Source organism: Streptomyces sp. NPDC050287 (assembly GCF_044459385.1).
In the GTDB taxonomy this organism is placed as follows: domain Bacteria; phylum Actinomycetota; class Actinomycetes; order Streptomycetales; family Streptomycetaceae; genus Streptomyces.
This window is the reverse complement of the sequence record NZ_JBITIY010000010.1, coordinates 225,488-243,595: the sequence shown is the minus strand read 5'-3', so window position 1 is coordinate 243,595 and position 18,108 is coordinate 225,488. Positions and strand designations below refer to the sequence as shown.

Annotated in this window: 11 protein-coding genes and 1 tRNA gene; 8 read left to right on the top strand and 4 right to left on the bottom strand. The window is 69.4% G+C overall.

Annotated elements, in window-relative coordinates; all coding sequences use genetic code 11:
• Positions 1 to 110 precede the first annotated feature (110 nt).
• Both ACIBK3_RS32210 and ACIBK3_RS32205 read right to left on the bottom strand, forming a co-directional pair.
• On the bottom strand, positions 111 to 359 hold the full coding sequence (locus ACIBK3_RS32210) for a hypothetical protein (RefSeq protein WP_399370938.1): 249 nt from the start codon (positions 357 to 359) through the stop codon (positions 111 to 113).
• A 151-nt stretch (positions 360 to 510) separates the two neighbouring features.
• On the bottom strand, positions 511 to 6,711 hold the full coding sequence (locus tag ACIBK3_RS32205) for a DNRLRE domain-containing protein (RefSeq protein ID WP_399370937.1): 6,201 nt from the start codon (positions 6,709 to 6,711) through the stop codon (positions 511 to 513).
• Positions 6,712 to 7,905: 1,194 nt separating this feature from the next.
• Here ACIBK3_RS32205 and ACIBK3_RS32200 point away from each other — a divergent pair.
• The 5 genes from ACIBK3_RS32200 to ACIBK3_RS32180 all read left to right on the top strand — a co-directional run bounded on the left by ACIBK3_RS32200 (position 7,906) and on the right by ACIBK3_RS32180 (position 12,886).
• Entirely contained in the window at positions 7,906 to 8,778 is an 873-nt protein-coding gene (locus tag ACIBK3_RS32200) for a hypothetical protein (protein WP_399370936.1), read from the top strand.
• Between the two features lie 156 nt (positions 8,779 to 8,934).
• Entirely contained in the window at positions 8,935 to 9,747 is an 813-nt protein-coding gene (locus tag ACIBK3_RS32195; protein WP_399370935.1) for an SAM-dependent methyltransferase, read from the top strand.
• A gap of 51 nt (positions 9,748 to 9,798) precedes the next feature.
• A complete protein-coding gene (locus ACIBK3_RS32190; protein ID WP_399370934.1) occupies positions 9,799 to 11,199 on the top strand; it encodes a glutamine synthetase family protein in 1,401 nt (466 codons plus the stop codon).
• Between the two features lies 1 nt (position 11,200).
• Positions 11,201 to 12,334, top strand: a complete 1,134-nt coding sequence (locus ACIBK3_RS32185; protein ID WP_399370933.1) for an amidohydrolase family protein — start codon at positions 11,201 to 11,203, stop codon at positions 12,332 to 12,334.
• Between the two features lie 24 nt (positions 12,335 to 12,358).
• The gene (locus tag ACIBK3_RS32180) at positions 12,359 to 12,886 is read left to right on the top strand and encodes an NUDIX hydrolase family protein (protein ID WP_030680361.1); all 528 of its coding nucleotides are present in this window, start codon (positions 12,359 to 12,361) and stop codon (positions 12,884 to 12,886) included.
• 19 nt (positions 12,887 to 12,905) lie between these two features.
• Here ACIBK3_RS32180 and ACIBK3_RS32175 read toward each other — a convergent pair whose 3' ends face one another.
• On the bottom strand, positions 12,906 to 14,753 hold the full coding sequence (locus ACIBK3_RS32175; RefSeq protein ID WP_399370932.1) for an ABC transporter ATP-binding protein: 1,848 nt from the start codon (positions 14,751 to 14,753) through the stop codon (positions 12,906 to 12,908).
• Between the two features lie 234 nt (positions 14,754 to 14,987).
• Between ACIBK3_RS32175 and ACIBK3_RS32170 the strand changes: the two genes are divergently transcribed.
• Positions 14,988 to 15,989, top strand: a complete 1,002-nt coding sequence (locus ACIBK3_RS32170) for a glycoside hydrolase family 43 protein (RefSeq protein WP_399371050.1) — start codon at positions 14,988 to 14,990, stop codon at positions 15,987 to 15,989.
• Positions 15,990 to 16,121: 132 nt separating this feature from the next.
• On the opposite strand, the gene ACIBK3_RS32165 is transcribed toward ACIBK3_RS32170, so the two are convergent.
• Positions 16,122 to 16,195 (bottom strand) — tRNA-Pro (locus ACIBK3_RS32165).
• Between the two features lie 158 nt (positions 16,196 to 16,353).
• On the opposite strand from ACIBK3_RS32165, the gene ACIBK3_RS32160 reads away from it, so the two are divergent.
• The gene (locus ACIBK3_RS32160; protein WP_399370931.1) at positions 16,354 to 17,061 is read left to right on the top strand and encodes a transketolase; all 708 of its coding nucleotides are present in this window, start codon (positions 16,354 to 16,356) and stop codon (positions 17,059 to 17,061) included.
• 54 nt (positions 17,062 to 17,115) lie between these two features.
• The gene (locus ACIBK3_RS32155; RefSeq protein ID WP_399370930.1) at positions 17,116 to 18,048 is read left to right on the top strand and encodes a transketolase family protein; all 933 of its coding nucleotides are present in this window, start codon (positions 17,116 to 17,118) and stop codon (positions 18,046 to 18,048) included.
• Positions 18,049 to 18,108: the final 60 nt, after the last annotated feature.

Here is an 18,108-nt window from a genome sequence, read left to right as displayed (position 1 = left end):
CGGGCGACCGCCGAGGACTCGGATCGGTCGCCCCACCGTGGACTGTCTTCCGTTCAGCGCCAGGCCTTTCAGGACCAGCGTTCCGCCCGTGTCTCTGTTCGCCGTGGGACTCAGGCATCGTTTGAGGGTGGTTCCCCCGCGGGCTCTTTCGGCACACGGGGTTCTCTCACGAACTTCAGCTGTCCGGCCTTTCGAAGCTGAAACATTGCCGAAGTCCAAGCGGCCGCAAGCAGAAAGGCAGCGGTCTCGATGAACTGATGTTCATAGTCGCCGAATTCGACACGTAGCTCCACATAGAAGCCGATGAAAAGGAAAGCCACAAAGGCTTGCATAGCGGAAAACAAGATGAGCTTTGACATGTTGCCTCCTTCAGTCCATGGTTCAGCGGGGCCGTCACCTGTGAGAGCCCTGGCCGACACCGGATGAGCTCCGGCCAGGCGGCCAACCCGGTCGCCTGGCCGGAGCCATCTATTTCCTCAGGTGCGTCAGGCTGCTAGGCCGCGGGCAGACTCAACAACTCCGGTACCAGTGGTAGACCTTGGGATACCAGAACCCATGGTATTTCCACGCCGAATAAACGCCGAGGCACTTATGCCTCTTTACGGCTCTCTTTGCCATCCAGACGACCCACGCTGCGTAGCCGGACAGCAGGGCTGCCACTGCCATCCCGTACGGGCCCCCAGCCCAGCCCAACGCGAAGCCGAGGACGATGCTCCCGAATCCGACTGCGTAGGGCCCCTCGTCCGACAGCCAGTTGGTGGCCCACTTGTTGAAGTAGATCCGGACGGAGGCGCCCTCGTGCCAGCCGGCCTGCTTGCACCAGCAACTCTTCCAGAACCCCCACAGGTGCCACGTGACCTTGCCGAAGTAGCGATACAGCGTGGTCCAATGGTGCCACTTTCCGTTGAGGTCCTCCTTGTTCACCGGATCGGCGGCCGAATAGTCGTAGGCGTTTGCGCTGCCGCCCGGGACCGGGTCGACCGAGAGAAAGCGGCCCAGGGTCGGATCGTACAGTCGTACGCCCATGAGGAAGGCTCCGGTGAGAGTGTCGCTGGAGCGCTGCTTCCCGCCGAGCCAGCCATAGCGGGTCTGGCTGCTGCCCGGTGCTGTGTTGCCGTACTCGTCGGCACGGAGCACGACCGGATTCTGGGTGATGTCCACGGGGAGTTGGACGCTGACGTCTCCGTGGATGTTGGTCAGCTGGAGCACCGTGTCGCCCGTGGCGGAAGTTGTGGCTTCCATGTTGCCCGTCAGCCCTTGGACGTTGCGGGCGATGACGCTCCCCGGGTCCTGGGTGATCCACGACGGGCTGTCACCGTCGTCGCCGTAGTGGCTGGTGGTGTGGCCGGTCTGGCTCCAGATGCCGCCGGCCTGCGTCTCTGTCGTGGAGGTGGCGAGGCGCTGGGCGGCGTCCAGGTCCCAGGTCTGGCGCGTGGTGCCCATGGTCTGCCGGCGCACCAGGTCGCTGGCGTAGTAGTCGATTGTGGCGCCGTTGGCCTGGGTCGTGGTACGGCCGAAGGCGTCGTAGGTGACACCGCCGGCGATGAGCCGGTCGGCGCTGTCGTATGTGGCGGTGGCCGTCGTGGCCCCGGTGCCGGTGCACCCTGCCGCGGGCGCGCTGAGCGAGGTCGCGAGCGAGGTGCGGTTGGTGTTGTTGTCGAAGGTGTATTCGCGTCTGGTGCAGGTTCCGTCGGCCGCGGTGTCGTCGGTGCGGATGAGACGGCCTGGATTGTCGTAGGTGTAGTCCTGTTCCGCGGTGTCGCCAGCGGTTCCGGTGTGGTGAACGATCCTGCCGTGAATGGAGTAGTCGACGGTGTCGGCGAGAACGATCGTGCTGTCGCTGTCCCGCGTGTAGATCGCCGATGTCTCGGCGCCGGCGGTGTCCGCGTCGACGGTGAGGGTATAGCCGCCGGGCAGGTGCTCAGCGGCGAGGTCGCCTTCGATGTCGTAGGAGGCGCTGAAGGTTCCGGCGACCGAGTCGGTGATCGAGGTGGCCAGGCCGCGTGGGTCCATGGTGGTGTCGTAGGTGTAGGTGGTGTTGGACGGCACGGAGTCGGTGGTCTTCACCGTCCGGTCCAGGAGGTCGTACTCGGTTGTGGTGGTGTTCCCGGCGCCGTCGCTGTAGCTGATCTGGCGACCGAGCTTGTCATAGCTGGTGGCGGTGGTCTGACCATTGCTGGTGATTGTGGCGGTCTGACCGTTATCGGAGTTGTAGGTGGTGGTCGTCTGGGAGACCGCGGTGCCCACACCGCCGGTCATGCTGATGTTCGTGATCCTGCCGGCGGCGTCGGTGGTCGGCGTGGTGGTGCGGGTCACGCCGTTGGCGGTCTCCGTCGCCTGCGACGGCTGGCCCCAGAAGTCGTACTCAATTGTCCTCGTGGGCAGTCGGGTGGGGTTGGTACCGCCGCCGGTGATGTCACCGCCTGGTCCCGTGGAGCAGACCAGTCCCGCCCATTCCGGCCTGCCGTTGCACGCGCCGGTGCCCGTGGCCGACCAGTAGGTCGTGACCGTCGTGCCCGCGTCAGCGCCGGTCGACTTCGGCAGGGTGGTCTTGCTCACCCGGCCTTGGGAGTCGTAGACCGTGGTCTTGGTGAGGTTCTTGCCGCCGGCGTCCTGGATCGTGCTGGTGGTCTGACCCTTGACCCAGTCGTAGGTGGTCTTGTTGGCCACCGTGTCGGCATCGACCGGGTAGCCGTCGACATGCGCTCCAACGGTGACCGTGGTGGGCATGTCCTGGATCGTGGCCGAGCCGTCCGTCGGGCGACCCTCGTCGTAGGTGGTGACGCTGTGCCGTCGTGCGGCCACCTGCGTGCCCGCCGGCAGGCTGGTACCACCCGTACCGGCCTGGAGGGTGCCCGTCAGCGTGACAAAGTGCAGCGGCTCGTACATATCCGGCTCTCGCACCCCGTCACTGGAGTAGTTGTGGAGGGTGGACAGCGCCTGGGCGCGCTCAGCGGTCGACGCGTCGCCGATTCCGAGGCGGACGAGGGTGTCCAGTTGCCGACCGCTAGTGGCCAGCGCCAACTCCCGGTTTGTCGCGGTCAGTTCGCGAACGGTGTCACCACGGGGGTCGTACTCGGTCACGGAGATGTGCCCGCCGGGGGTGGCGGTGTTCACCTCCCGGCCCGAGGCGTCTGCGTAACTGATCCCGGCGCGCTTGTACGCGGCCGCAGTCAGCGCCTGGCCGTCGTGCGAGACGGGGACGGCATCCGGCGGGAACACCGCGGTGGCGTCGGTCGGCACATCGCTCTGCCCCCAGGCGGCGACGTCGGATGTGCCCATCGCGTATGGCGCGCTGGGGCCGGTGAGCGGCACGTCGTAGACCAGGCTGGTGGCCGCGGTGCCCTCCGGGACATCCGCGGTGCCCTGCCTCAGGCCAGGCCGCGAGGCCGCCAGCAGCATGCCGTTACCGGCTGTGGCGGCGTTGCCGGCCTGGCCGTACGTGAAGGTCCACGGCAGCTGTCCGGGGTCGGTCAGCTGGGTGACCCGGCCGGCGGTGTCGTAGCTGTAGTCGGTGAACAGTGACGGAACGATCTGCGGATTCCACACCCGGCGCAGATGCTTGGCATCGTCGTACAGGTACATCTGCACCGACTTCGACGTTGCCGCCGATGCGCCCGGCTCCGTGGCCCACAGACGGATCTCCTGGACCTGCCCGGCAACATTCCCGAACGCGGTGGGGGTGGCCGTGGTGGCAGTGGAGTAGACGAACTCCAGCAGACGGCAACCCCTGGTGGACGGGGTAACCGCGCAGGTGTCCGCGGACACCGCCGAGGTGGGGGCGATCACGTACTTCGGGCGGGCCAGGGTCTGGCCGCCGGAGACCACCTTCTCGGACACCACCGTGGTGGTTGAGTTCGCCGCGGAGAGATAACTGGTGGCCACCTGCCATGTGGTGGCGGCAGGGTCGACCTTGACGAACGTGGTGGTCGTGTCGGCGGTGTCCTTCAGCGTGAACGATCCGGTCAGTGAACCGGTGAGTGTAAAGGCCTCTGAACCTGGCTCCGGCTGCCAGCCACCGCCGCTGGTGGCGGTGAACCCGGTGCCGACGCCGTGGGAGTCGACCAGTTCGACCGAGGTGGCCGACGTCTGGCGGATGTCGCTCCAGTCGGAGTCGGAGGTGTCCGCGGTGACGCCCGAGATCCAGTCGGGGCCGAAGATGGCCACCTGCCCGTTGGTGTCCTCGCTCGTTGCGCTCTGCCGCGACGAGGTAGTGCGGTCCACCGACAGGCCAAACGCGGAGGCGTCGGGGGCGGAGAAGGTGAAGTCGCCGGTGAGCATGTTCACCTCACCCGGCCCCACTTCCTGCGTGGGTGCGTCACCGGCCTGGCGGTCCACCGTCACCGTCACCAGTTGGGAGTAGCCGGTGGTGGTGCCGTCGGTGAAGACGGCATGGATGTCGATCGGGCCGTCCTCGGGCAGGCTGGTGGTGATGTTCCACGTGAGCGCCGGGGGCGCGCCGTTGGGTGCGGCCAGGGGCCACGCGGTGACCGGGGTGCCGTCGGCGTTCTTGGACACATCGGCCAGCGGCACGGTGTGCCAGGAATCGGTCTCACCGCGCCGGTACTCGTACGTCACACCGGTGTAGGTGGTCTTGCCGGTGGCGGACAGGGCGACGCGCCGGGCGGGCCGGGCGCCGTCACCGGGCGAGATGACGGCCGCGCCGTCGGTGCCGACACCGAAGGCGTACTGGGTTGTCGCGGTGGACAGGTTGCCGCCGGAGTCGATGGTCTTGGCGTACAGCGTGTGCCAGCCGTCGGCGGGGGTGATGGAGATGTTCAGCGGGTCACCGCCGCTGCCGTCCACCGTGTCGTACACGCTCTTGGCCATCGACGGGTCGTCCAGGCCCCACTTGAAGCCCTGCCCGTCCGTCGAGGCCGTGTCCAGGGTGCAGGTCACCGCGCCGGGCGCCTTCGCCGACCAGGTGTTCTGCGGGTACGAGGGGCAGCTGATGGTCGGGGCCGCAGGCAGCGCCGTGTTCAGCACGAACGTGCTGTACCCGGTCCAGGATCCATAGTCGGTGGAGTCGTAGCCCCGCACCCTGTACCGCAGATGCGAGCCCGCCGGGAAGGCGCTGGCTGAGGGGATCGCCAGAGTGGTCGTGGAACCGGACGCCACACCCGCGCTGGTCGCGGTGTAGGTGTAGGTGGTGTCGTTGTACGCGGGGTCCGCGGTCACCTCGAACTGGGCCTTGACCGTGCCGCCGTCCGCGTCCGTCACCTTCGCCGACAGGGTCGGCGTCAGCGAGGTCACGTACCGCTTGCCGTTGTAGGCGTTCACCGCCGAAGGCGAGATCGCGGCAGCGGTCGGGACGGCCGGGTAGGAGTTGTAGGTCACCACCAGCTTCGGCGCGTACCCGGAAGTGGTGTAGTTCGCCGAACGGAAGCGCCGCCAGTTCGTGGAAGCCGTCTCATCCGAGCTGCGCAGCTGGATGCCGTTGTTCGCCACACCGTTGGCCCAGTCCTGGACCATCCCGGTCAGCGTCCAGTTCGACCAGTTCCCCGGACACGAGGAGTCGTAGCCCCAGTGGCCGCTGTTGGTGGCCATGTTGGTCGTCGTGGTCGACGGCTGCGCGCCCCAGGTCAGGGTCGTGGTGTCCAGGGCGGAGGTGATCCGCTTGGCCTGGGTCACCGCGGTGCTCGAGCAGCTGGAGGAGTAGTAGGAGTACAGCGACATCGTCGCCGACTGGATGTGCTTGCCCGTAAACGCCGACGTGCTGAACTTCAGATACGACCGCGCCGTGTCCGTCCCGCCGTCGTACGTACCCGACTTCAGCTCCTGGGAGGAGATCTGCGAGTCCAGGTAGTCCGGGTTCTGCACCCAGGTGTCAGTGGTCACCGCCAGCGTGGTGGTCGGGTCCACGGTCACCGGATAGGCCGCGGTGGCCAGGAAGTCCTGGTCAGGGGTGAGCACGAGGCTCTGCGAGCCGTCCGACGCGGTCTCGATCGTCGTGGCGACCCGCTCCTGGTGCGCCGACTCCCCGGACGCCGGGTCTTTGGACGCGTCCCACATCATCGGGGCGGGCGCCTCGGCCACCAGGTCACCGGCGCCGTTCTTCAGTAGCAGGTGCCCGGAGTCCGCCTGGGACAGCTTCAACCCGTCCAGGTGCAGCGGAATCCGGTAGGACACCGTGTCGTTGACAGGCTGCTGGGCCAGCTTGATGTTCTCCGAGAAGCCCTGCGCCAGCGCGGTGACCGACAAGGTCTGCCCGCTGCCCAGGTTGTAGGAGGCCGTGCCGCCCTTCACGGACGGGGCTGGCAGTGTGTCCTGCCAGCCCAGCCCGAAGGACTCCTTCCCCTCGGCCACGGAGGCCAGTTGGGTGTCACCGCCGTCGGAGACCGCGATGTCCGCGGCCGCCGCTGCCGGCGTGAGATCGGCGCCGGTGTCCGACAACGAGGTGTCGATGCCCTTCCAGGCCCCGTCCTGCTTGACGCGGATCGGCCCGGCATACGTCTCGGTCTGCAGCTCCCCACCGGGCAGCGCGTACGTCGTCGAGTCCGCCGTCCGCGCCGCCAGCACTTCGATCTTCCGGTTCTGCAGACGGGCCATCAGCACCGCCGACGCCTCATCCTGCGCCTGGGCAGGGCCCGACGTGGATGAAGCGGTTGATGTGGACTCAGGTGCCGTGGTGGCCGTATCCACGGCGAACGCCGTCCCAGTGTCCCCCGCGACCACCGCGGTCTCCACCGCCATCGCCAGCACAACACCCATGGCTATCTGCCGTAGCCGCCGGGCCTGCCTCTTCTTCGGTCTGCCACGAGTCGCAGGTCTGTGACGCATGATCAGTTCCCTCCCTGACACTCCGCGTTGCGGAGCCAACAGAAAACTGACTGATCTTCACGCAAGGGCACAGCTCACCCATGACAGCTATACGGCAGACTCACGTTAAACCCATGAAATCGCCATGGCGCATAAAAATAGCCACGCTGGCCGAAAGCTTGCGGTATCCCTGTTGCACCTTTTGTGCACTTTGAATCTGGCGTCGCCTGACGATGGAACCGCAGATGCGTTCCCCAGCCCACTTAAAGACTTTCCAAAGAGATGAAAGAAGAAGTGGATCAATCGGCAATAACTCGACAAAAGCCCTGGTGGGTCACCTTGCCTACTCCGTACGGCTAGGCGTTGACGGCTACCAAAATAATTCACTCACTGGCCACCCTGCCTTACATATCACGCCACAGCGGGGACACCACCATCGCTGAGGAGCTCGGGAAAGCCGTCGTCTCTGACTGAGGTGTGGACCTGGCACAGTTCGCCTCGTACGGTCCCCGACAGCTTCACTGCCCGGGGACCGGACACTTTGCATCACGGCTACAGGCCGATCTCGATGTGCTCCACGTCGGTGAACTCCCGAACAGACAGCGATCTCCGAGATCCTCGACACCTGCCCCAACGTGCCCATCAAGGTCACCCTCGCCCGCTGACCATGCGGATAGGCCAGTAACGGGTCCCCAACGGTGGTTGGGGGACCTTTTCGGCGTCTGACGGCTCCGGCCGGGCCGGATATGCGGCCCATGAGACGGCTGGTTGCCTGTGGACAGACTGGGCGCTCTTTCGCTGTGGCCTTGCGGGGACTGATCCTGGTGATCGGGGCACTAGCCTGCGCGTTTCACTTGCCGCGGTGTCCGGATCTTGACCGAAAACGCGAAAGTGCCCTCTGAGCTGGGAAGATGAGGCTTGTCGAAGGTCTCTGTCATCCCAGCAGGAAGGGCACTTTCTGCGTGCACACTACCGCCTCGCGCCCCAGGGCCCCTTCCGGTGGATCTCGGTGCGACGCCGCGGAGATCCACCGGAAGGGGCCCTGAGGACGTCCCCCTCACCCGAACAGGCCCGTGCGCTGGTGGGCCGCGAGGTCCGGTGGTGCGCTGGGGAATCACCGGCCCCATCGTCAGGAGGCGTCCCGTCATGACCGCTCGTCCGCCCTTGCCCGTCCGATTGCTCTCGTCGGCCCTGGCGGCGGGCGCACTGCTGGCCGCTTCGGCCTGCTCGGACGTCGACAGCGGCGCGCAGGCCGCGGACGGCACCGCGTCGCCGGTCGTGGAAGGGTCGCCCTTCGCGGAAGGGTCGCTCCTCGGACGGTCTGCCGCTTCGCTCGTCGCGAAGCCACCGTCCCCCTCCGCGTCCGGCCGCCTCACCGAGGCCGGCGCGCGGGCCGCGCTGGTCACCGAGGCGGACATCGAGGACGACTGGACGAAGGTCTCGGACGCCGCGTCCTGGCGGGACAAGCTGCTCGTCGGCAAGGTCGACGTCGCCGACTTCCTCACCGCCAAGTCCCAGGCCGCCGACTGTCAGCGGCTGCTCGACGCGCTCTACGGCGACGACCTGCTGGGCAAGCCGGCCGGGGCGTCCGCGCTGGAGGGCTTCCAGCAGGACGACTCCCGGCTGCTGTACCAGGTCGCCTCCTACGACCGGGCCACCCTGGACGCCTCCCTGAACTGGCTGAAGTCCCTGCAGTCGACGTGCGACGAGTTCACCGCGACCGACTCCGCGGGCGGCAAGCGGACGGTCCAGGTGACCGAGGCCTCCGTGCCGAAGGAGGGAGACGCCCGGCAGGGGCTGCACGTGACAGTGCAGGGCACAGCGGCCGACGCGCCCGCCACGCTCACCCTGGACATCGCCGTGGTACGTGTCGGCAACGACGCGATCACCGTCACCGCGGGCGGTCTGGACGGCGGCGAGGCCGACTCCGTCGAGCAGGCGGTGCGGCAGGGCACGCCGCGTCTGAAGGACGTACAGGCCGGCCGGACACCGGCCGCCACCCCGAGCGAGGTCGACTGACCGCCACCCGTCCCGCCCCCCTTTTCCCCCAACTCTCTTCCCATCCCGTTCCCTTCCCGCTCCCCTCCCGTTCCGCTGCTGCCGTTCCCGGGACACGGCTGATCATCGGACGGCACAATGGCCGCGACGGCCACAGGCGCGAGAAGGAGCACAGAAGTGAGCGAAAGCCACACCCCCTCAGGCACGTCGGCGAGGTTGAACACCGGTGTGGCCCACAACGCACGCGTGTGGAACTACTGGATCGGCGGCAAGGACAACTACGAGGTCGACCAGCAGGTCGGCGAGCACGTCGCCGGGATGTTCCCGATCATCCGGGACATCGCCCGCGCCGACCGCTGGTTCCTGGGCCGCGCGGTGCGCTTCCTCGCCGAGGAGCAGGGCATACGGCAGTTCCTCGACATCGGCACCGGGCTGCCCACGGTGGACAACACCCACGAGATCGCCCAGCGGATCGCGCCGGACTCCCGGATCGTGTACGTCGACAACGACCCCATCGTGCTGGTGCACGCCCGCACCCTGCTCACCAGCACCGGCGGCGGCGTCACCGACTACATCGACGCCGATGTGCACGACCCGGACGCCATCCTCGAACGCGCCTCCCGGACCCTGGACTTCAGCAAGCCGGTCGCGGTGATGATGCTGGGCATCCTCAACTTCGTCCTCGACACCGAGGAGGCCCGTGACATCGCCCGCCGGGTGATGGCGGCGATGCCCTCCGGCAGTCACCTGGCCCTCACCCACCCCACCTTCGACTCCGACCTCGGCGGCGAGGGCCAGATCCCGGCGATGAAGTTCTGGAACGAGAACGCCACCCCGCCGATCACCGCCCGCGGCCGCGAGGACATCGCCGCCTTCTTCGAGGGCCTGGAGCTGCTGGAGCCGGGGCTGGTGTCGTGTTCGCGGTGGCGTGCCGACTCCGACTCCCCCGTCGTGGTACCGCAGTTCGGCGCGGTGGCCGTGAAACCCTGACGCAGTCGCCGGTCCGGCCGCGGGTCCGGCCGGGCCCGTCGAGGAGGACGTATGACCACGCTTGCCGATCCCGTCCCCGGTGGACGTCCCGGGGACGTGGAACGGGCCGCCACGCTCGCCGGGGAACTGTCCGGGCGGGGCGTGCACGGCATCGTCCTCGCGTACGTCGACACCGCGGGCGTCACCCGCGTGAAGACCGTCCCGACGGCCCGGCTCGCGTCCGCCGCGGCCTGGGGTGTCGGCATGTCTCCGGTGTTCGACACCTTCCTGGCGAACGACTCGATCGTCACCACGGAGGTGCTCGGCTCACCGGACGGCGATCTGCGTCTCTACCCCGACCTGGACCGCCTGGTGACGCTGGTCGGGCAGCCCGGGTGGGCGTGGGCGCCGGTCGACCGGATCACGCAGGAGGGCGAGCCGCATCCCGGGTGCGGCCGGACGGTCCTGCGGCGGATCGTCCGGGAGGCCGCCGAAGAGCACGGCCTCAGCTTCCGGGCGGGCATCGAGGTCGAGTGGGCCGTGGCCCGGGGGCCGTCCGGCGGCGACTTCGTTCCCGCGACGACGGGACCGGCGTACAGCGCCGCCCGGCAGGTCGAGCTCAGCGACTACACCGCCGACCTGCTGGCAGCGTTCGCCGCGCAGGAGGTCGAGGTCGAGCAGCTCCATCCCGAGTACGCGGCCGGGCAGTTCGAGGTGTCGGTGGGGGCGCTCGACCCGGTGGCGGCGGCCGACCGGAGTGTGCTGGTGCGACAGACGGTGCGTGCGGTGGCGGGCCGCCACGGCCTCGCCGTCTCCTTCGCCCCGGCGGTCCTCGCGCAGGGTGTCGGCAACGGCGGCCACATCCATCTCTCCGCCTGGCGCGACGGCGTGAACCTGCACTCCGGGGGCACGGGACGGTACGGCATGACGGAGGAGGCCGAGTCGTTCGCGGCGGGGATCCTCGCGCACCTTCCCGCTCTGACGGCCGTGACGGCGCCGAGCCCCGCGAGCTACCTCCGGCTCAAACCCTCCCAGTGGGCCGGGGTGTTCACCGCGTGGGGCCGGGAGACGCGGGAGGCGGCGGTGCGGGTGGTCACCGGGACGGCGGGCGTGCGCGACCAGGCCGCGAACCTGGAGGTCAAGCCGGTCGACCTGGCCGCCAACCCGTACCTCGCGCTCGCCTGTGCGATCGCCGCCGGGCTGGACGGGCTGACGTCCGCGGTGCCGTTGCCCGAGGAGATCACCGGAGATCCGGCCCGGTTCGATGCCGAGAAGGCGGCGGCCCGGGGAGTGCGCCGGCTGCCGACGTCCCTGGAGGAGGCCGTCGCGGAGTTCCGCCAGGACGCCCGGCTGCGTACCGCGCTGGGCCCGGTCCTCGCGGACGCGGTGATCGCCGTACGCCTGGGGGAGATCGCGGCCGTCGACGGACTGGACGACGAGCGGGTGGCGGCGGCGTACCGATGGAAGTACTGACATGAGCACGGGCCCCGTCCACGAGGCGCTGGCCGGCGCGCGGCTGGTGGACCACCACTGCCACGGGGTCGTCACCGGCGACCTGGACCGACCGGCGTTCGAGTCGCTGCTCACGGAGGGCGCCCCCTGGCCGGGGATCTCGCCCTTCGACACCCCGGCCGGCATCGCCGTCCGCCGGCACTGCGCGCCCCTCCTCGACCTGCCGCGCCACGCCCCCGCCGACGTGTACCTGGCCCGCCGGGCCGAACTCGGCGCCCTGGAGGCCACCCGCCGCTTCCTCGCCGCCGCCGGAACCGACGTCTTCTGCGTGGACACCGGCTACACCCCCGTCCGTCTCACCACGCCCCGTCAGCTGGCGGAAACGGCGGACGCGACCGCGTACGAGGTCGTGCGGCTGGAGAGCGTCGCCGAGGCGGTGGCCGCGCGGGGAGTCGAGCCGGACGCCTACGCCGAATCGTTTCGGGCGGCGGCGGAGGAGGCCGTACGGCAGCCCGGTGTGGTGGCGGTGAAGTCGGTCGCCGCCTATCGCACCGGCTTCGACCTGGATCCGGTGCGGCCCTCGGACCCGGAGGTCACCGAGGCGGCCCGGCACTGGCTCGCCGTCGGTGGGCGGCTGTCCGACCCGGTGCTGGTACGGCATCTGCTGTGGACCGCCGTCGACCTGGGGCTGCCGCTCCAGCTGCACACCGGGTTCGGCGACGCCGACATCCGGCTGCACCGGGTGGACCCGACCCGCCTGACGGACTGGCTGCACCTCACGGCCGGCACGGTCCCGGTGCTCCTGCTGCACTGCTGGCCGTATCAGCGCCAGGCCGCCTACCTCGCCGCGGTGTTCGAGCAGGTGTACCTCGACGTCGGTCTCACCCTGCACCACGTCGGCCCCGCGCGGGCCCGGGCGATCCTGGCGGAGGCGCTGGAGATCACCCCGTTCCGCAAACTGCTGTACAGCTCCGACGCCTACGGCGTGGCCGAGTTCTACCACCTCGGCGCCCTGGCCTTCCGGCAGGGCCTCGCCGGTCTGCTGCAGGAACGGGTGGACGCCGACGAGCTGAGCCTGCCGGACGCGCTGCGCATCGCCGCATGGGCCGGGGGTGACAACGCTCACCAGGTCTACCGCTTTTCCGCCACCTCCTGAAAGTATGATCAAGCAATGTCTGACATGACCGATACCACGTCCGGCTGGCTCAGCTCCGACGAGCTCGAGTTCGCGCGCGCCCGTATGCCGATCCTGTACGTCGAGGCCGTGCCCGTGCGCGTCGACGACAGCGGCGAAGTCACCAGCATCGGACTCCTGCTCCGCATCGGTCCGGACGGGACGGTCAGCCGTAACGTGGTGTCGGGCCGGGTGATGCACCACGAGCGCGTCCGCGACGCCCTGCTGCGCCACCTGGAGAAGGACCTCGGCCCGGTCGCCCTGCCCCGCGTCCCGGCCTCCCTGCAGCCCTTCACCGTGGCCGAGTACTTCCCGACCCAGGGCATCACGCCGTACCACGACCCCCGCCAGCACGCGGTGTCCCTCGCCTACGTGGTGCCCGTCGCCGGTGACTGCCGCCCCCGGCAGGACGCCCTCGACCTGGTCTGGGTCAGCCCGCAGGAGGCTCTGTCACCGGCGCTGCAGAGCGAGATGCCGGGTGGCCACGGGGTGCTGCTCAAGCAGGCGCTGGCGCATGTGGGCTGCGTGATCTGAGGCGTCGCCCCGGCGGCGTTCAGTGCAGGTCGGCCGCCCGCGCGGGGTCGTTCACGACGGGGTCGTCCTCGACGGGGCCGTCGTCGAGGAAGCCGCCCGACTGGTGCTGCCACAGCTTCGCGTATGCGCCGTCGGACGCGAGCAGCTCCTGGTGCGTGCCCTGTTCGACGATCCGGCCGCGGTCGAGGACGACGAGCTGGTCCATGGTGGCGACGGTGCTCAGCCTGTGTGCCACCACCAGCGCCGTCCGCCCCTCCATGAGCCGCCACAGCGCCTCCTGGACGAGGATCTCGCTCTCGGAGTCCAGGGCGCTGGTCGCCTCGTCGAGCAGCAGGATCGGCGCGTCGCGCAGGATCGCCCGGGCCAGGGCGACCCGCTGGCGCTGGCCGCCGGACAGCTTGATCCCGCGCTCGCCGACCATCGTGTCGAAACCGGCCGGCAGCGCGTCCGCGAACTCCGTGACGTGCGCCGCCTCGGCCGCGCGGCGGATCTCGGCGTCGGTGGCGTCCGGGCGGGCGAAGGCGATGTTGTCCCGGAGCGTGCGGTGGAACATCGCCGGGTCCTGCGGCACGTAGGCGATCAGGCTGCGCAGGTCGGCCTGGCGCAGTCTGCTGATGTCCTGGCCGCCGATGAGGATCCGGCCGCCGTCGATGTCCGTCATCCGCAGCAGCAGCCGGCCGAGCGTGGTCTTGCCGCCGCCGGACCGGCCGACGAGGCCGAGCTTCGTCCCGCTGGGCACCGTCAGATCGAGACCGACGAAGAGCGGCTCCGCGCCCGCGTGCGCGAAGGTCACCCGCTCGAAGCGGACGTCGGCGCCCCGGGTGAGCAGCGGCTCCGGCGACGCCGGGTCGAGCACGGTCGGCGGCGTCAGCAGCAGCTCGGTGAACTGCGCGGCCTCCGTCATCGAGCTCTCCAGACGGCGGTAGATCTGGTTGAACTCGAACATGATCCGGGTCGCGTTGCTGTAGTAGGTGAAGGCGACCACGACCGCCTCCACCCCGTGTGCGCCCCCGCCCAGCGCGACCGCGAGCAGCAGACCCAGCGCGTTGGTGGCCACGAACATCGGCGCGACCAGTGTGTCGATGCGCAGATTCCCGTAGTCCCACGACCGCAGCATGAGCCGCCGCGAGGCCGCGACCCGGGACCGGTGCTCGGCCGCCTCGCGCTCCTCGGCCGCGAAGGCCCGGACCGTGTCCATGTTCATCAGGCTGTCGGCGACATGGCCCGACATCCAGGCGATCGCCTCCTCACGCTGGTCGACGAGCGCCTGCCGGCGACGGATGAGAGGCGTTACGCACACCACCGTCAACGCGATCATCACCAACAGCCCGAGGACGAGCAGGGGTTCGTAGCGCCACAGCACCACCGCCCCGAACAGCAGCGGCACCAGGCTGCCCACGACCTGGAACGTCAGCGTGTCGACGAACAACTCGAAGCGCGAGGCGAAGCTGAGGACCCGCTTGGTCAGCGACCCGGCGAAGTTGTCGTGGAAGAACGCGGCGTCCTTGGCGAACAGTTCGTCCATCCCGATCACGTACAGGTGCTCGATGCCGCGGGCGTCAAGACGGTTCATGCAGTGCAGACCGACGCGCCACAGCGCCTCCGACAGCAGCAGGACCCCGGCGAAGCCGAGGACGTAGGGCAGCATCGAGCCGACGGTGACACCGGTGTCGCCGGCGATACGGCCCACGAGCTTCGCGACGACCAGCGGCGCGAGGTAGTTGATGCCGATGTTGCCCAGCGCCGACATCACCATCGCGGGCACCGTCAGCAGGCGCAGCCGGGACAACTCCCGTAAGTAGTAACGAAGTGCGAGGAGCACCGAGCCCTTGCTCGGCGTGATCCTGCGCGGTTCGGGCGATCCCATCCCACCCCCCGAGTCGTGGGTACGGCCAAGCCGGACGGGCCGGGCCAGGAGTCGGAGTGTCCCGCGGGGGCACGGACGGAGTCCATGCGTTTTTGGAGCGTCCCGGTGCACTCAGGGGGCGCCCGGGGTACGTATTCTTCGACCGTGGCTGAGACCGACCCGACGCGGCTCCCCGATCCGACGCGGCTCCCCGATCCGACGCGGCTCCCCGATCCGACGCGGCTTCCCGAAGCGATGCGCCTTCCCGCCATGCCGCTGCACGATCCGTTCGTCGTCGCCGACGAGAAGACCCGCACGTACTACCTCTACACGTCCAACGACCCTTCCGTGTCAGGCGTGGACGGCACCGGCACGATGGTCTACCGCAGCCACGACCTGCGCGACTGGACGCGTCCCGTGGTGGTCTTCCTGGCCGCCGAGCAGAGCGGGATCTGGGCGCTCGACGGCGGATGGGCACCCGAGGTGCACGCGTGGGGTGACCGGTACTACCTGTTCACCACGCTGCACAACCAGGACAAGCAGCTTCCGGTGCCGCCGCCCGACCGGTGGGGCGTGCCGTTCCAGCTTCCGAACCACATGCGCGGCACGATCACGGCCGTCTCCGACTCGTTGCTGGGCCCTTTCACCGTCGTCGACCCCTCACGCCCCACCCCGCCCGCACACCTCATGACCCTCGACGGCACGCTCTACGTCGACCCGTCCGGGCAGCCCTGGATGGTGTACGCGCACGAGTGGCTGCAGACCGTCGACGGAACCATGGAGGCGATCCGGCTGGCTCCGGACCTGTCCCGGACGATCGGGGATCCGGTCTTCCTGTTCAAGGCGTCGGACGCGTCCTGGATCAGCGAGCAGATCCCCGGCGGCGTTCCCCATCAGCTCCCGCCGTACATCACGGACGGCCCTCAGCTGTACCGCACCCCTGACGGGTCCCTGCTCATGCTGTGGTCGACGTACGAGAAGAACCTGACCACCCAGGACGGCACCCTCGGCGGCGGCTACGTCCAGACCTACGCCGTCTCCCCCTCCGGCGACCTCACGGGACCGTGGCGGCAGCAGCGGCCCCTGGTCCGCGACGACAGCGGTCACGGCATGCTGTTCCGCACGTTCGAGGGCCGGCTGATGATGATCCTCCACCGCCCCTTCGACAACGCGCGGGGCAAGCTGTACGAGATGCAGCTGCTCGATCACGAACTACGGGTGCTCCGTCAGCGCACCGACCTCGATGGTGACCATTGACCGGCCCCGCGACCAGACCTCGACGGCGGCTTTGGCTTCCGCCGTGCCGGCTGGGGCCGCGGGATTGACGCGGCCGGGCAGGAGCACGCACAGCGGGCCTGCCGCTGTCGGCAGACCCGCTGATGAACACCGTCGGGACGACAGGATTTGAACCTGCGACCCCTTGACCCCCAGTCAAGTGCGCTACCAAGCTGCGCCACGTCCCGGTGCTGTCTGACCTGGGGTTTCCCCTGGCCGGACGCGCAGGAAAACAATACCGCACTCGGGTCGGTGGTCGCGCACTCGTTTACGCGCACCCCTCGGTCGGGGGCGCGGACGTCCACGGCTTGACCTCAACCTTGGTTGAGGTCGCACGATCGTCCGTATGGCGATCACCGAGGAACGAGGACGTACCCACGGGTACGCGGAACTGCCCCGGCTGATGGGGCTGATGACGGGCGACGAGAAACACGGACCGGCGGCGACGTCCACGCTGGACGCGCTGTGGGTGCTGTACGACCGGGTGCTCCGGGTGACTCCGCGGCGGCTGGACGATCCGGGCCGGGACCGGTTCCTGCTGTCCAAGGGGCACGGGCCGATGGCGTACTACGCGGTACTGGCCGCCAAGGGCTTCGTACCGGTGGATTGGCTGCCCGGTTTCGGCTCGTACGACTCTCCGCTGGGCCATCACCCGGACCGGGTGCTCGTGCCGGGGGCGGAGATCGGCAGCGGGTCGCTGGGGCACGGGCTGCCGATCGCCGTGGGCGTGGCGCTCGGACTGCGCGCGCAGGGGCTGCACGAGCCTCGGGTGTGGGTCCTGATCGGGGACGCCGAGCTCGACGAGGGCAGCAACCACGAGGCGATCGCGTACGCCGGGCCCGCCGGGCTGGAGCGGCTGCACACCGTCGTGATCGACAACTCCTCCGCGTCGCATGCCCGGCCAGGCGGGATCACCGCCCGTTTCGAGGCCGCCGGCTGGTCCACGGTGACGGTCGACGGCCGCGACCACGAGGCGCTGTACGGCGCCTTCACCGCCGCTCACCCGGGCCGCCCGCATGCCGTGGTGGCCCGGGTGGAGCCGAAGTCCACGTGACGTCCGTCCGCGTCGCGGCATCCCACTCCCTTCCAACGAAAGGCCCTGACTTCCATGGAGACCATGCGTGACCGTTTCGCCCCGGTCGTCTCACGGCTGCTCGACGAGGATCCGCGGGTCGCGGTGGTCCTCGCCGAGATCGGCCGGGACGGACTCGCCGAGGCGCAGCGCCGGCATCCGGACCGGGTCGTCAACGTCGGCATCCGCGAGCAGCTGCTCGTCGGGGCGGGCGCGGGGCTGGCCCTGACCGGGCTGCGGCCCGTCCTGCACACATTCGCCAGCTTTCTCGTGGAGCGGCCCTTCGAGCAGGTCAAGCTGGACCTCGGGCACCAGGACGTGGGGGCGGTGCTGGTCAGCGCAGCCGCGTCCTTCGACTGGCCGGCGGGCGGATACACGCACATGGCTCCCGGCGACGTGGCCCTGCTCGACACCCTCGACGGCTGGACCGTGCATGTGCCGGGGCATCCGGACGAGGCCGAGGCGCTCCTGCGGCACGCGGTCGCCGCGGGCGACGACAAGGTGTACGTACGGCTCTCGGTGCAGTCGAACCGTCGGGCGCACCCGGTCGACGGCGCCCGTTTCCGCACCGTGCGCGAGGGACGTTCCGGTGTCGTCGTCGCCGTGGGACCCGTACTGGACGACGTCCTCGACGCCGTGGCGGACCTGGACGTGACCGTGCTGTACGGGACGACCGTGCGCCCCTTCGACGCGGGCGCGCTGCGCCGGGCCACGGAGTCGGCCGGGACCGATGTCGTGCTCGTCGAGCCGTATCTGGCGGGCACGTCGACCCAGGTCGCGAACGACGCGCTCGCCGACGTGCCCCACCGGGTGCTCGGCCTCGGGGTGGGGCGACGTGAGCTGCGGCGCTACGGGGACGTGGCGGAGCATGCCACCGCCCACGGACTGGACGCCCGGTCGCTGCGGGAGCGGATCGGTGGGTTCGTCGGTGGACGGGAAAGGGCGGGGGCGGGGGCCGCACGCTCGTGAAGCGGGCGCTCGTGAAGCGGGCGGCGCAGAGCCTTCGTCGTGCGGGCGGCGCAAAGCCTT